The sequence below is a fragment of the Candidatus Kuenenbacteria bacterium HGW-Kuenenbacteria-1 genome (genome assembly GCA_002839745.1).
Lineage (GTDB): Bacteria > Patescibacteriota > Patescibacteriia > UBA2591 > PGYQ01 > PGYQ01.
Genome location: PGYQ01000001.1, coordinates 142,300 through 156,768, shown reverse-complemented (window position 1 = coordinate 156,768; position 14,469 = coordinate 142,300). Strand labels below are relative to the sequence as shown.

Genomic DNA, 14,469 nt, shown 5'->3' with positions numbered 1-14,469 from the left:
GTTTTTTAATCGGAAAAGGATTATCAGTTGTCAAACAATACATGGAATTTATTTAAAATTTTATAAATTTCTATGAGTACTATATTGACCTATAGTAAAAGTTAATTTATAATTTATAATTTATAATTTCTAAAACTATGTTTTTTTTTATTTTTAGAGACATTAAAATAGCTTTTCAAAATTTCTATCGCAATTTATGGCTTTTTTTAGTGACAATAATAATTATTGTTCTTGCTTTGTTTTCTGTTAATCTTTTAATTGTTTTAAATGTTTTGACCAATATTTCAGTTGAGGTAATTAAAGAAAAAATAGATATTAGCGTTTATTTTAAACCTGAAGCATCTGAGGAACAAATTTATTCTATTAAATCTCGTTTAGAAGTGTTGCCTGAAGTTAAAAACGCTCGGTATTTATCAAAGAAAGAGGCTTTAGAGTGGTTTCAAAAAAATCATGAAAATGATCCCAAAATTTTAGAAGCATTGCAAGGTTTAGAGGATAATCCATTGGGAGATAGTTTAATTATTCGGGCAAAAAAAATAAGTGATTATAAAACTATTTTAAATATTTTAGATGAAAAACAATATAATAATTTTATTTATGATAAAAATTTTGGTGATTATGAAAATTATATTGATCAACTTAATTTAATTAGTAAAAAAATTCAGCAAATTATTTTAATTATTTCATTGGCTTTTATTTTGATTGGAATTTTGGTTATTTTAAATACAGTAAGAATAACTATTTATGCTCGTCGGGAAGAAATTAGGATTATGAAATTAGTGGGAGCGACCAATTGGTTTATTAAAGTTCCTTTTATTTTAGAGACAGTCATTTGCGCTATTTTTGCTTTTTTATTTTCTATTATTCTTTTTTATCCATTTTTAAATATTATTCAACCTTTGATTTTTGGATTTTTAAAGAATTATGATTTTAATATTGTAACTTATTTTAATCAACATTTTTTGCAAATTTTTGGTTGGCAATTTGTGTGCATTATTATTCTTAGTATTATTAGCGGTAGCGTGGCCATAAAAAAATATCTAAAAATTTAAAAATAGAAGAAAGATTATGTAGAAATTTAAGAGAAATTTTGGTTTAATGATAAAATTGGGTGTTTAAAAATTTTGAATTACGGTATTTTTTTTTAAAAAATTATTTTATTTATAATAATATCTTTACTGTGTTAACACAGTGAGAGAGGGGATTTAGGAGTGGCAAATTATTAAGATATTAAGATTAATTTACCACCCCTTTTTTACCTCCTTTATTTTATTTTAATTCTAAAATTTTTATTTTTTTTTCAGTCAAAACATACAAACGATTACCCTCCAAAGCAATCGCTTTCCCCTCTTCTATTTTAAAAGACCTTAGAGGGTCGAGGTCTAAATTATAAACTTGACACACACCTGTTTCGTCAAGTGTGATTGCTATCTTGTCATTGATAGCAAAGTCTATAATTTTCTCAGGACTTATTATTAAGGTGGAGACAACTGAACTTTGTCTCACCTCCTTTTTTCTTTTATCAACCTTTCCAATTCTAATTCGGAAAAGTTGATCGTCAGAAATAATGTATAAAACACCATCTCTGACTTTAATCTTCCTTAACTTTATAGTGGGTGGCAGAGTCCATGGACTCCATTCCCACTGTTGTGATCCAAAAAGATTAAAACAAAAAATTTTATTGAAAGGCGCAAGACAATACAACTTGCCACCTTCAACTGCTATTCCTTTTGCTGGAAATAGCAATACCTTTTTTTCGTCTCCAGAGATTTTATTAATCTCCGAAACTAAAAAGGTATTATTTAGAGTGTAAATTTCATCATCTGTTACATTCCAGTCTGTAACAGGGAAAAAAGAGGCTACTTCAATACACTCTAAAATTGAAGTGGTCTCAGTCCCTTTTGTTGAAATATATTTCAATTTCAAAAAAGGGATTTTTGAAAAAGTCGCAAGATCTATTTTGGAAATTTCTTTCCGATCTTGCGAGAGTAAAAAAAGTGTCCCTTTTTCTACTCGCATATCAGCTGTACCTTCTGGCACAGCGATATTATTTAGGACTAAATCAGTGGCGTTGACTGGGTCACCACAAGACCCAATAAACATAAGAAAAAGAAGAAAAAAAAGACAGAGAACAAACTTTAACTGCTCTTTTATTTCTTTCTTTTTTCTTTCCCTCGTCTCCACCAGAGGTTTGTGGAATAGTTCAAACTGAGCTACGGCATTATAATACATTTTAATCACCTTCCTTTTTTTAGATTTTCAAAGAGCTATATCAAAGCCTCCTTGTTTTATATATAGTATGCCTAATTTTTTGTTTTTGTCAAGTTTTTAACGCTTTTTTAGCGGAGAATTTGACTTTATTATATTTATTGTGGTATAATAAATTATTATTTAGAAAACATTTTATTTTAAATATTTTACTTTCCCGAAGTTAGCTAGGGCTATATAAGGGAAAGGGTAAAAATATGACAGAAAAATTAGAAGATGATATTGAGTTTACTGAAAAAATTGATAATAAAATTGAAAGTTTAATTTTATTATTAGGAGATAAAGATCTTTCAATTGTCAATGAAGCAATTGATGCGTTAAAAAAAATAGAATTAAAAGAAGAGGAAATTGAGTCTTTAATTATAGCATTAGAAAAAAGTAAAGATTTTATGATTTTAGAAAATATAATTGATATATTAAAAGAAAAGAAAAAGTTTTTTAAAAAAATAATTGATTCTTTAATCCCATGGTTAGAAATAAATGATCCTATGATTTGTTTAAAAGCGGTTTTAGTATTTGAGAAAATAAAATCAAAAGAAGTGATTGATCCTTTGAAAGCGTTAATAAAAAGATTAGATGATTTAGCATTAAAAAATAATAATATTACTGAATCTAATACATTATTAATGGCTTATATAAGAGCAAATAAATTAATTCAACCCCCATATAAGAACAAAAAATAAATTTTAATAATTTTATGTTTTTTTCGCTTAAAGGTAAAATTATATATAAAGATATAGAAACAAAATTTGTTGTTATTGAAAATAATGATATTGGTTATCAAGTTTTTGTTTTGTTAAATTTTTTTAAAAAAATAAATTTAAATGAAGAAATAAAAATTTTTACTTATTTTCATCATAAAGAAGACACACAAGAACTTTATGGATTTGAACGAATACAAGAATTAGAATTTTTTAAAAAACTTCTTTCTGTTAATGGTGTTGGGCCAAAATCAGCATTAGGCATTCTTAAACAAAGCAAAGTGGAAAATATTAAAAAAGCGATTATTAATGAAGAATTAGATACTTTAATTAAAGTAGTTGGTATTGGGAGGAAAATGGCTCAAAAAATAATTTTGGAATTGAAAAATAAAATACAAGATGAATTAGAAACAAAGGATACTAAAACAGAATTTTCTAATGACTCTTATGTTTTAGATGCTTTGAAGAGCTTGGGTTATTCTGTATCTGAAGCACGACAAGCTGTGCAAGAAATTCCTGATTCTATTATTCAAACTCAGGAAAAAGTTAAATTTGTTTTAAAGAAATTAGGCTCTACGCTAGGTAATAGAAATTAAAAATTAGAAATTGTAAAAATTTTCTTTTAGAAAATTTTTGTTTATTTTATGTTTAAAAATTTTTCTAAAAAATTTATTTTATTTAATTTTTTTTTAGCTGGATTTATTCTTATTTTTTTAGGAGGTTGCGCTAAAAAGGAGGAACAAAAAAATATGCAAGAAGTAACTACTTTGCTTGCTAAAAAACAAGCCTTGATCATTATTGCTTTTAATGGTTATCAAGACAAGGAATATGAAGATACAAGAAAAGAATTAGAATTAAATGGTGTTAAAATAATAGTTGTGAGTAATTTTAAAGGTGTGGCTCGTGGTTCATTGGGTGGCAATGTAAATGTTAATATTTTAATTTCTGAGGTTAAAGTTGATCAATATGATGCGATTATTTTTATTGGCGGTCCGGGAGTTGCGACAGTTTTTCAAGAAAATTTAGAGGCGCATCGTTTGGCGAAAGAAGCGATTTCTCAAAATAAAGTTTTAGGAGCAATTTGTATTGGTCCGACTATTTTGGCAAAAGCCGGAGTTTTGAAAAATAAAAAAGCGACCGTTTGGTCGAGTTTTACTGATAAAAGTCCGATAGAAATTTTAAAGCAAGGTGAAGCTGAATTTGTTAATCAAGATGTAGTTGTTGATGGAAAAATTATTACAGCCAATGGTCCTCAAGTAGCTAAAGATTTCGGCAAAGCGATAGTTAAGGCACTTAGGAAATTATGAATTTATTATTTGGGTTTACGACACCCAAATAACGAGAGACCCTACATAAAATTGTGTCTGGCATAGTAAAAATGTATAATTAATTTTTATTAATTTAATTTTAAAAATTATGCAATACAATTCCGAAATCCATCATCGCCAATCAATTAGATTAAAAGAATATGATTATTCGCAAAATGGCGTATATTTCATCACAATTTGTACGCAAAATAAAGAATGTTTGTTTGGGGAAATTGAGGATGGAGAAATGCGATTGAATGATGCGGGAAAAATAATTGATCGATGGTGGCATAAAATGAAAAATAAATTTCCCAATATTGAATTGGACGAATATATCATTATGCCAAATCATTTTCACGGGATTTTGATAATACAAAACGTTGATCCCGTAGGGGCGATTCTATGTAATCGCCCACAGGGCGAAAACATGATTTCGTATACGGGCGAAAACATGGTTTCGTATACGGGCGAAAACATGGTTTCGCCCCTACGAATACCCAATTCATACGATGGGTTGGGTAAATATATTTCGTGGTTTAAACGAATGTCCATTAATGAATATATTCGTGGTGTAAAATCTGGGAAATTTCCGCCATTCGAAAAATCCATTTGGCAACGGAATTATTTTGAACATATTATTCGCGATGAAAATGAATTAAACAAAATTCGCGAATATATTTTTAACAATTTTTTAAAATGGGAATTAGATAAAAATAATCCAAAAAATTTAAATAAATATTTCACGCGTAGGGGCGTACCCTTGCGGTCGCCCTGTAATTAGGGCAGGGGCAAGCCCTGCCCCTACAAATACCGTAACAATTGGTGAAATTTAGGGGCATTAAATATTCTAATAATAAAACAAATTTAACTATTATTGCAACCATTTTTAACTATTAAACCCAAAAAGATAAAAAAAGCTAGACACACTTTTATGAACGGTCCCAATAACAATAACAACCCAATAACAATAACAATAACACCAATAACAACAATAACATAACCAATAACGAACAGCTTAAATTTATTTTTTTTGTTTTATTGAAAATTGGCAGGTTCTTTCTCTGTTGGCTCTCCTTCATCCATTCTTTTTCGTCTATCATCTAAAATTTCGTCTTCAAACTCAAAATATAGCGTCCCTTGTGGTTGTCTTTGGTAACCCAATAATTCCATAGCAAAATTAGACAAGCTATTCATTTTGCCGTTTATTTTTATTTTGTCGTTTTCTATTACTTCGGCAATGATATTTGAATCTCTTGTGAAAGTCAGTTTTGATCCGACAGGTATTCCATATTTTGCAAAATGGAATCTTGAGCGTCTTTCTTTTGCTTCATCAACTTCTTTTTCTTGTTCCGGAGTTAATCCGCTATCAATCTTGGTCTCTCTAATTTCTACTCGTTTTAATGCAAGCGTCGCATATTCTGGATTCATCTTAAAAAATTCTCGGTTATCTCGCGCTCGACGATCAGCAAAAATAGAATGAAGCCATTTTTCCTCTCTTTCTGCGTTTTCTACTGTTGCAGCGTAATAAACCTCAAACGGAAATTGATTCATTCTTTAAAATGTAGATAATTTGATTCATAAATTTATTTAAATAATTCTGCCATCGACACGCTAAGGCAATAAACTCGCAACATACAATTTGGCTCCCGGGCAAGGATTCGAACCTCAATTAACTGGACCAAAACCAGCCGTCCTACCATTAGACGACCCGGGAATAATTAATAATTTATATTTTATCTTATCATAAAAAAAATTGCAAATTTTAAAATTAAAACCCCAATAATAAAGTATGATTGTTTACATTTTTAAAAAAATATTTTTTTAAATTCCTTTGTCTAACAAAAAAATAATTAATCCAATTATTGCGCTAACGCCGGCAATAATCCAAAAACGCATAACAATTTGAGGTTCTGGCCATCCTTTTGCTTCTAAATGATGATGTATCGGACTAGAAAGAAAAATTTTTTTATGTCTAATTTTTTTAGAAAGCATTTGAATAATCACTGACAAAGATTCTATTATAAAAAGAAAACCAACGATTGGTAAAAACAGGAAAGTGTTTGTTAGCATAGCAACAACTCCCAAAGTAATTCCTAATGACATTGCGCCCGTATCTCCCATAAAAAATTTAGCTGGATAAACATTAAACCATAAAAAAGAAAGTAAGGCTCCGGAAATTACTCCGCAAAAAGCGGCTAAATTTACTTTTCCTAAAATAAAAGCCATAAATCCAAAAGTAATAAAAGAAAATAATAAAATTCCTCCGGCCAATCCATCCAATCCATCGGTTTCGTTTACTGAAAAAGCTGTAGAAACTATTATAAAAATAAAAAGTGGTATATACCAAAAGCCAATATTAAAATGACCTAAAAAGGGAATATAAATTATGCTCCATTCTAATTTATAATAAAACCACCAAGCGCCAAAACAAGCAACTAAACCAGCAATTAATGTATAAATTATTAATCGATGTGCAACTTTTAATCCTCCACCATTAGGACCAATTTTTTTAATATTTAAAAAATCATCTCCCAAACCTACTAAAGCTGAAGCTATTAAAGCGCCTAATGGTAGGAGAGTTTCTGGGCGAGTTAAAAAATTTAATTGTTCAAAAATAGGCAAAAGAGTAAATTTAGCTAAAAAAGAAAATAAAAGTGCCACAATTAAAGTTGTTCCCCAAATTAAAATTCCTCCCATTGTCGGAGTGCCAGATTTTATTCGATGCATTTTAGAAAAAATTGGAGAATTAACGCTTTCTCTAATATTCTTTTTTAATTTATTTTTGTTTAAAAAAGAGATTAAAAAAGGGACCCAAATTAAAGCAATTAAAAAAGAAAGGGTTGAAAGAAAAAATATTTTAATAATAGGGAAAAAAGTTATTTCCATTTAAATGATACTAAATAATAAAAAAATTTCTAAAATTAATAAAAATTGAACTAAAATTGAACAAATAAGTAGACAATGACTAAGAAATTTATTTTTTAAATATAAAAAATAAGCCAAGAAAAAATTAAATAAATAAATTATTAAACCAATTTGAGGTAATTTAAATAATTCTTTTGTTTGTCCAATTAATCCAATGTTTAAATAAATATTATAATATAAAGGAACTAAATTTTCTTTTAAATTTTGTAATTTAAAAAAAATAATTCCCCAAATAAAAAAATTACTTAATAATCCAATAGATAAATTTAATAAAATAAAATTATCTTTTCTAAAAAGATTATTTTGAATGTTTGTGATAATTATTTTTAATAATTTTTGATAAAAGATCATTTTTAATAATTTAATTAGATTAAATAATAATTTAATGTTACAATAATTTTAAATTTTTAACTTTTAAATTTTTAAAACTTTTAACTTTTAACTTTTAACTTTTAACTTTCTATGTTGCCTGTTGAAATTTTTAAAAAAATTTTAGAAAAGGAAAAAATAATCTCCGAAGATAAAATTGTTGCGATAGAAAAAGAAATAGAAGGGAAAAATATTTTATTAGAAGAATATTTTTTAAGTAAAGGAATTATTGATGAAGATTTATTTTATGAAAAAGCCGCTTTTTATTTAGAAGTTCCTTTTATTGATCTTAAAAAACAAATTATTCCTAATAATATTTTAACTTTAATTCCAGAACCAATTGCGCAAACATATAAAGTTATTTCTTTTGGAAAAGACGAAAAAATATTAAAAGTGGCTACAATAGATCCTCAAAATTTACAAATTTTTGAATTTATTAAAAGGAAAACTGATCTTTCTCTTAAAATATATTTAGCCACTCCTTCAGGGATTAAAAAAGCTTTACAACAATATCATATTGGACTTAAGGCTGAATTAGGAATAATTACCGAAGAAGAAAGTCGTACTGAATTACAAAAAATAGGATCAGATTTGCCAATAATTAGAATTGTGGATACATTAATAGAATATGCTATTTTTCAAAACGCTTCTGATATTCACATAGAACCAGCTGAAAAAGAAGTAAATATTAGATATCGAATTGATGGAATTTTAAAAGATATAATGAGTTTTCCCAAAGATATTCAGGCGGGAATTATTGCTCGTATTAAAATTTTATCTAATCTAAAATTAGATGAACATCGATTACCCCAAGACGGAAGATTTAAGGTTATAGGCGTTGATTATAAAGTTTCTTTTCGTGTTTCTATTCTCCCAACTTTTCATGGAGAAAAAATAGTTTTAAGGCTTTTAAGTGAAAGCGCTAAAATATTATCTTTAGAACAATTGGGTTTTCAGCATGAGGTTTTATCGATTATTAAAAGAAATATAAAAAAACCGCATGGAATAATTCTTGTTACTGGGCCTACTGGTTCTGGAAAAACAACTACTTTATACACAATAATGAATATTTTGAATACTCCTCAAGTAAATATTTCTACCATTGAAGATCCTATTGAATATCATATGCCTCGAATTAATCAAAGTCAAGTTGTTCCTAAAATTGGTTTTACTTTTGCCAGAGGATTGCGCGCTCTTTTAAGACAAGATCCTAATATTATAATGGTAGGAGAAATTAGAGACAAAGAAACAGCTGAAATAGCTACTCAAGCGGCTATGACTGGCCATTTAGTGCTTTCCACTCTTCATACTAATGATGCAATTTCTTCTTTGCCTCGTATGATTGATATGGGAGTGCCAGCTTTTCTTGTTGTAGGAACTTGCAATCTTGTTATTGCTCAACGATTAGTGCGTAAAATTTGCAAACATTGTTCTCAAGAATATAAATTAAGTAAGGAACAAATTGAGGGATTTCAAAAAGAATTTGATCTTGATCAAATTACTAAAGTTTTTATTGAAAAAGGAAAAATTAGCAAGGGTCAAGATTTGAGTGCCGTTTCTTTTTATAAAGGCAATGGTTGCCGTCAATGCGATAATAATGGATATAAAGGGAGAATTGGAATTTATGAGACATTAGAAATGACTCCAGAACTTTCTGATTTAATTATGCGTCAGTCAACTATTAAAGAAATTAAAAAATTAACCCAAGAACAAAAAATGATAACAATCATTGAAGATGGATTTATTAAAGCATTAGAAGGCATTACTACTATTGAAGAAATAATAAGAGTGACAAGGGATTGAAGAAATTATAAATTAAATAAATATATGTTAGAAAATTCAAATATTTCAAAAAATAAATTTTTTTTTAAAAAAATAGACTTATTTTTAAGTAAATTTTTTGGCGTAGCCGTTGCTGAAAAAATTTTTTTTACTCAAAATTTAAGTATTATGATTAAAGCAGGTCTTTCTTTAGATCAAAGTTTAGAGAGTCTTTGTTGTCAAGCTAAAAATAGATATTTTAAAGAAGCTATTTTACAAATTAAACAAAAAGTAGAAAAAGGAGTTTCTTTTTCTGAGAGTTTGTCTTTGTTTCCTAAAATTTTCTCGTCAATTTTTATTAATATAGTAAAAGTTGGAGAAGAAAGCGGAAAACTAGATAATTCTTTAAAACAATTAGCAATACAAATGAAAAAAAGTCATGAATTGGTTTCTAAAATAAAAGGGGCTTTAATTTATCCAATTATCGTAATGGTGGCCATGGTTTCAATTATTTTTTTTATGATGATTTTTATTATTCCTCAAATTACTCAAATTTTTGAATCATTTGGCACAAAATTACCAATAACAACACAAATTTTAATAAGTACTTCAAAATTTTGCGCTAAAAATGGACTAGCTATTCTTATAGGATTTATTTTAATGTTTATTTTATCAATAAGGATAATTAAAATTTCCAAAGTTAAATATTATTTAGACAAAATAGTATTAAAAATTCCAATAATTGGTTCGATTATTAAAAAAGTTAATTTGGCTAAATTTTCTCGTACTTTTTGTTCTCTTTTAAAAACAGGAGTTCCTATTGTTGAAACTTTGGGTCTTTCAGCTCTTGTTTTAAATAATCTTGTTTATCAAAAAGAATTATTTAGAACAGCAGAAATAATAAAAAAAGGAGAATCAATCGCTAAAATTTTAAAAGAATCACCAGCTCTTTTTCCTCCAGTAGTTGTTCAAATGGTTGATGTGGGAGAAAAAACAGGAACACTTGATACAATTTTAGAAAATTTAGCAGAATTTTATGAAGAGGAGATTGATCAAATTATGACTAATTTACCTCAAATTATTGAACCAATTTTACTTTTATTTTTAGGGGTAGGAGTGGCTTTTATTGCCGTATCAATTCTTATGCCTATGTATACAATGACGCAAGAAATTTAATTTATGTCAAATTTTGAAGTTAATTTTATTAAAGATAATATTCCATTAGAAGAGCCAAATAAATCTTTGAAAAAAGAAATAAATTGGAAGAAGTTTTTTATTTATTTTTCTTTGGCTGGGTTGATTTCGTTTGTTGTTATTGCATTAATGTTTTTTTATATTCTTAATGGTGCTTTTTCAAAAAATAATTCTTTAAAAAAGATTAAAAAAAATTCCTTTTTAGATCAATTTTATCAACTTGTTCCTAATGGTGATTATTTAATAAAAAAAGATCAAAATAGAGTTAATATTTTACTTTTGGGTGTAGGCGGAGCTAATCATCCCGGCGGACTTTTAACGGATAGTATTATGATTATTAGTTTTGATTTTAAGATTAAAGAAGTGGCAATAATTTCTATTCCACGTGATCTTTTTGTTCCAATTTCAGATCATGGCCAGCAAAAAATTAATACGCTTAATTCTATTGGAGAATCTAAAGAAAAAGGATCAGGCGCGCTTTTTGTTGCAGAAAATATTAGTCAGCTTTTTGATATTCCTATTCATTATTATGCTCGGATTGATTTTATGGGATTTAAAAAATTAATTGATGATTTTGGAGGTTTGGATATTTATATTGAAAAAACTTTTTATGATCCATTATATCCAGATTGTAAAAAGCTTTTTCAAAAAGGTTTGCAACATTTTGATGGAGATAAGGCTTTAAAATTGAGTCGTTCACGTTATGGAAACAATGGGGAAGGATCAGATTTTGCTAGAGCAAAAAGACAACAAAAAGTAATTACGGCATTTAAGGAAAAACTTTTATCTTTTTCTACTTTAATTAATCCTCAAAAAATTTCTGCTGTTAATGAAATGTTAAAAAATCATTTAAAAACAAATCTTAATATTAAAGAAATTATTAGCTTAATGGTAATACTTAAAGATATAGATCGTTCTAAAATTCAAAATTTTGTTTTTGATACTTCAAATTATCTTTATCCAGAAAAAACATCAGCCGGAGCTTATATTTTAAGCCCTAAAGCTGGAAATTTTAAAGAAATTTCACTATTAATTCAAAATATTTTTGATAAAGATTTTGTTAATAAAAAAGATTTTATTATTACAGATAAGTCTCGTTTGATTATTCAAAATGGAACAAAACAGTCCGGTTTGGCTCAAAAAATATCTAAAGAATTAGAAAATTTAAATTATAAAATAGTTAAAATAAGTAATACGGATAATCAAAATTATAAAAAGACCGTTATTTATGATTTATGTTTTAATCAAAAACCAGATGAATTAATTTTTCTTAAAGAAAAATTTAATGCGGAGGTTGTTTTTAATGCTTTTCGTTTTTTAAATTCTTCTCCATCAGCCGAGGAAATTGCTACTATGCCATCTAATATGTTTCCTAAAGATATAAAAAATCTTCCTCCAGCTGATTTTTTAATTATTTTAGGAGAGAATGCAATTTTAGATGAAAAAAAATAATTTTAAATTTTAATTTTTTAAAAGCTAATTAGCTAATTTTTATGAAAGTATGTATTATTGGTCGAGTTAATGTGGGAAAATCCACTCTTTTTAATCGTTTAATTGATCAAGAAAAAGCCATTATTTCTAAAATAGCTGGCACCACTCGAGATAGAAATTATGCGGAATGTTTTTGGAGAAAAGAAAAGTTTGATTTAATAGACACAGGGGGATTACAGGATGCGGGAATTAATAAAGTTGAAAAAAAAGTTCAAGAACAAACTCAAGTTGCTTTAAAAGAAGCGGATTTAATTCTTTTTGTAGTTGATGTAAAAGATGGATTGCTTTTGGAAGATAAAGATATTGCAAAAATTTTAAGAAATCTTAAAAAACCTATTATTGTTGCAGTAAATAAAGTTGATAAAAATAGTTTAAGAAAAATGGCAAGTGATTTTTTTAAATTGGGATTTGGTGAGCCAATGTTAATTTCAGCTATTACTGGAATTGGCACAGGCGATTTATTAGATGAAATAGTAAAAAAACTTTTTGTTTTGCCTAAAATTAAATCTGATGAAAATATTATAATAAAAGAACCAATTAAAAAACCAGTTAAAATAATTTTAACTGGCAGGACAAATGTTGGAAAATCTTCTATTTTTAATGCAATATTAGGAGAGGAAAGAGTTATTGTGAGTGAGATACCACATACGACTCGCGAGGCCTTAGACACTTTAATTACTTATAAAAATCAATCCATTTTAATTGTTGATACTGCTGGATTAAGAAAAAAAAGTAAAATTGATTGTCATATAGAAAAAATTGGATCTTTGCAAAGTCTTCAAACCTTTAAAAGGGCGGATGTAATTTGTTTAGTATTAGAAGCAGGGGAAACAGCTCTTTCTCAAGATAAACGAATAGCCAATCATATTGAAAGAACAAATAAAGGAGTAATAATTGTTGTAAATAAATGGGATTTACTTTCTCAAAAAGATAAAAGAAAAGTAAATCAATATATTCAATATTTAAAAGCGCAATTTTCTTTTTTTCTTTGGGCTCCCATTGTTTTTGTTTCAGCCAAAGAAAATTTTCAGATAAAAAAAATTTTAGACACAGCTTTAAAAATTAAACAAAGATTAAACAGGATTTTTGATCAAAAAGAATTAGATAAATTTTTAGAAGAAATGAAAAAAAAGTATTCATTTTTTATTGATCCTTCTGAACGCAAGCTTCATCCTAAAACCGTTAAGCAAAAATTTTTCTCAGTTTATAAATTTAGTCAAATAAGAGATAATCCTCCAAAATTTGCTTTGGTTATTCAGCAAAAAACGCCATTACCTCAAGCTTGTTTGAATATTTTAGAAAAAGAGTTGAGAAAAAAATTTGATTTTGAAGGAATACCTTTTACAATTGAACTTGAAAAACCAGAATAATAAAATGTACGGGGTTGAACCCTGTACTTTTTATTTTAATAATTTAACTTGATCAATTTTGCCGGACAATTTAGAATATTCATTATTAACGCGATCAATAGCCGATTTAGCATTTGTGATATGTGTCGTTAAAACTCCCAAATTTTCTCCAAACCTAATAGAATCTTTTTGAATCGCGTTTAATGTTTGAAGGATTATTTTACTCGCTTCTTCAATTCGTTTGCCTTCCATTCCAATCATTATTACTCTTAAAAAATAATAAAAACTATTTGGTGAAACAATTAAAACTTTTTTTTCTTGAGCAAAAGTATTTAAGTTTTCGTCGTTTCTAATGATTTCATAATAAATAGTTTCTGAAGGAATATACATTACCGCAAAATCAATTGTGCCTTCTTGAGGTAAAATATATTTTTTACTAATATCATTTATGTGTTTTTTTACATCTTTAATAAATTCTCGCGAAAAATTATTTTTTTCTTTTTCTGACTCTGTTTTAAACATTTTTTGAAAATTTTCCATTGGAAATTTAGAATCAATTGGAATTATTCCTTTATCGGTTTTAATAATCGCATCAACAATTTGACCTTCGCGAAATTTGTATTGTAATTCAAAATGCTTTTTAGAAAAAAATTGTTCTAATAAATCTCGCAAAACTTGTTCTCCAATATTTCCTCGTAATTTTGGCGAACGCAAAAAATCTTGTAAATCTTTCATTTGTCTTCCTACTTCTTGCATTTGTCCTAATTCTTTGTTTACTCCGTTAATAATTTTTGCCGCGTTATCCAGTCGTTGATTGATCGCTTCCGTGGTTTTGCTTAATTGTAAATGCATATTTGATTGCATATTTTGCATATTGGATTGCATGCCCTGAATATTTGATTGTATATTTGATTGTATGCCCTGAATATTTTGATTAAGTAAATTTATTGTTGGATCATTTTTTTGTTTTTCTGTTAATTCTTGAAATTTTTTATTTAATAAATAAAAAAACGCGCCAAATCCGGCGATTAATAAAACAGCAATTATTGCGATAAAAATCATCATTGAAATTTGCATAAAATAGGCAAAATTTGTAAGACAAAT

Annotated in this window: 14 protein-coding genes and 1 tRNA gene; 9 read left to right on the top strand and 6 right to left on the bottom strand. The window is 27.2% G+C overall.

From position 1 onward, the window contains the following. Nucleotides 1-137: 137 nt before the first annotated feature. The gene (locus CVV26_00745; GenBank protein PKL72773.1) at nucleotides 138-1,052 is read left to right on the top strand and encodes a hypothetical protein; all 915 of its coding nucleotides are present in this window, start codon (nucleotides 138-140) and stop codon (nucleotides 1,050-1,052) included. Between the two features lie 217 nt (nucleotides 1,053-1,269). On the opposite strand, the gene CVV26_00740 is transcribed toward CVV26_00745, so the two are convergent. Continuing rightward, entirely contained in the window at nucleotides 1,270-2,232 is a 963-nt protein-coding gene (locus CVV26_00740) for a hypothetical protein (protein PKL72772.1), read from the bottom strand. Nucleotides 2,233-2,465: 233 nt separating this feature from the next. Here CVV26_00740 and CVV26_00735 point away from each other — a divergent pair, with 233 nt between their 5' ends. The 4 genes from CVV26_00735 to CVV26_00720 all read left to right on the top strand — a co-directional run bounded on the left by CVV26_00735 (nucleotide 2,466) and on the right by CVV26_00720 (nucleotide 5,057). Beyond that, nucleotides 2,466-2,951, top strand: a complete 486-nt coding sequence (locus tag CVV26_00735; GenBank protein ID PKL72771.1) for a hypothetical protein — start codon at nucleotides 2,466-2,468, stop codon at nucleotides 2,949-2,951. Nucleotides 2,952-2,965: 14 nt separating this feature from the next. Next, nucleotides 2,966-3,565, top strand: coding sequence for a Holliday junction branch migration protein RuvA (gene ruvA, locus CVV26_00730; protein ID PKL72770.1), 600 nt, complete (start codon nucleotides 2,966-2,968; stop codon nucleotides 3,563-3,565). 48 nt (nucleotides 3,566-3,613) lie between these two features. After that, nucleotides 3,614-4,276 carry a hypothetical protein gene (locus CVV26_00725; GenBank protein PKL72769.1) on the top strand — a complete coding sequence of 221 codons (663 nt, stop codon included), beginning with the start codon at nucleotides 3,614-3,616 and terminating at the stop codon, nucleotides 4,274-4,276. A gap of 109 nt (nucleotides 4,277-4,385) precedes the next feature. Next, entirely contained in the window at nucleotides 4,386-5,057 is a 672-nt protein-coding gene (locus tag CVV26_00720) for a hypothetical protein (GenBank protein PKL72768.1), read from the top strand. Between the two features lie 254 nt (nucleotides 5,058-5,311). Here the strand turns inward: CVV26_00720 and CVV26_00715 are convergent, their stop codons facing one another. From CVV26_00715 to CVV26_00700, 4 genes are all read right to left on the bottom strand, one after another. Beyond that, a complete protein-coding gene (locus tag CVV26_00715) occupies nucleotides 5,312-5,827 on the bottom strand; it encodes a hypothetical protein (protein ID PKL72767.1) in 516 nt (171 codons plus the stop codon). An 89-nt stretch (nucleotides 5,828-5,916) separates the two neighbouring features. Continuing rightward, a tRNA-Gln gene (locus CVV26_00710) sits at nucleotides 5,917-5,990 on the bottom strand. Nucleotides 5,991-6,097: 107 nt separating this feature from the next. Further along, nucleotides 6,098-7,162 (bottom strand): phospho-N-acetylmuramoyl-pentapeptide-transferase, encoded by a 1,065-nt coding sequence (mraY, locus tag CVV26_00705; protein ID PKL72766.1) that lies wholly within the window; start codon nucleotides 7,160-7,162, stop codon nucleotides 6,098-6,100. Next, on the bottom strand, nucleotides 7,163-7,552 hold the full coding sequence (locus tag CVV26_00700) for a hypothetical protein (protein PKL72765.1): 390 nt from the start codon (nucleotides 7,550-7,552) through the stop codon (nucleotides 7,163-7,165). Nucleotides 7,553-7,663: 111 nt separating this feature from the next. On the opposite strand from CVV26_00700, the gene CVV26_00695 reads away from it, so the two are divergent. The 4 genes from CVV26_00695 to CVV26_00680 are packed head-to-tail and all read left to right on the top strand — an operon-like array spanning nucleotide 7,664 to nucleotide 13,386. Beyond that, nucleotides 7,664-9,373 (top strand): hypothetical protein, encoded by a 1,710-nt coding sequence (locus CVV26_00695; protein ID PKL72764.1) that lies wholly within the window; start codon nucleotides 7,664-7,666, stop codon nucleotides 9,371-9,373. 24 nt (nucleotides 9,374-9,397) lie between these two features. Then, nucleotides 9,398-10,507 (top strand): hypothetical protein, encoded by a 1,110-nt coding sequence (locus CVV26_00690; GenBank protein PKL72763.1) that lies wholly within the window; start codon nucleotides 9,398-9,400, stop codon nucleotides 10,505-10,507. Between the two features lie 3 nt (nucleotides 10,508-10,510). Then, complete coding sequence (locus tag CVV26_00685) at nucleotides 10,511-11,977, top strand: hypothetical protein (protein ID PKL72762.1); 1,467 nt, start codon at nucleotides 10,511-10,513, stop codon at nucleotides 11,975-11,977. A 41-nt stretch (nucleotides 11,978-12,018) separates the two neighbouring features. Then, a complete protein-coding gene (locus CVV26_00680) occupies nucleotides 12,019-13,386 on the top strand; it encodes a ribosome biogenesis GTPase Der (protein ID PKL72761.1) in 1,368 nt (455 codons plus the stop codon). Nucleotides 13,387-13,416: 30 nt separating this feature from the next. On the opposite strand, the gene CVV26_00675 is transcribed toward CVV26_00680, so the two are convergent. Continuing rightward, complete coding sequence (locus CVV26_00675) at nucleotides 13,417-14,442, bottom strand: hypothetical protein (protein ID PKL72760.1); 1,026 nt, start codon at nucleotides 14,440-14,442, stop codon at nucleotides 13,417-13,419. Nucleotides 14,443-14,469 lie beyond the last annotated feature (27 nt).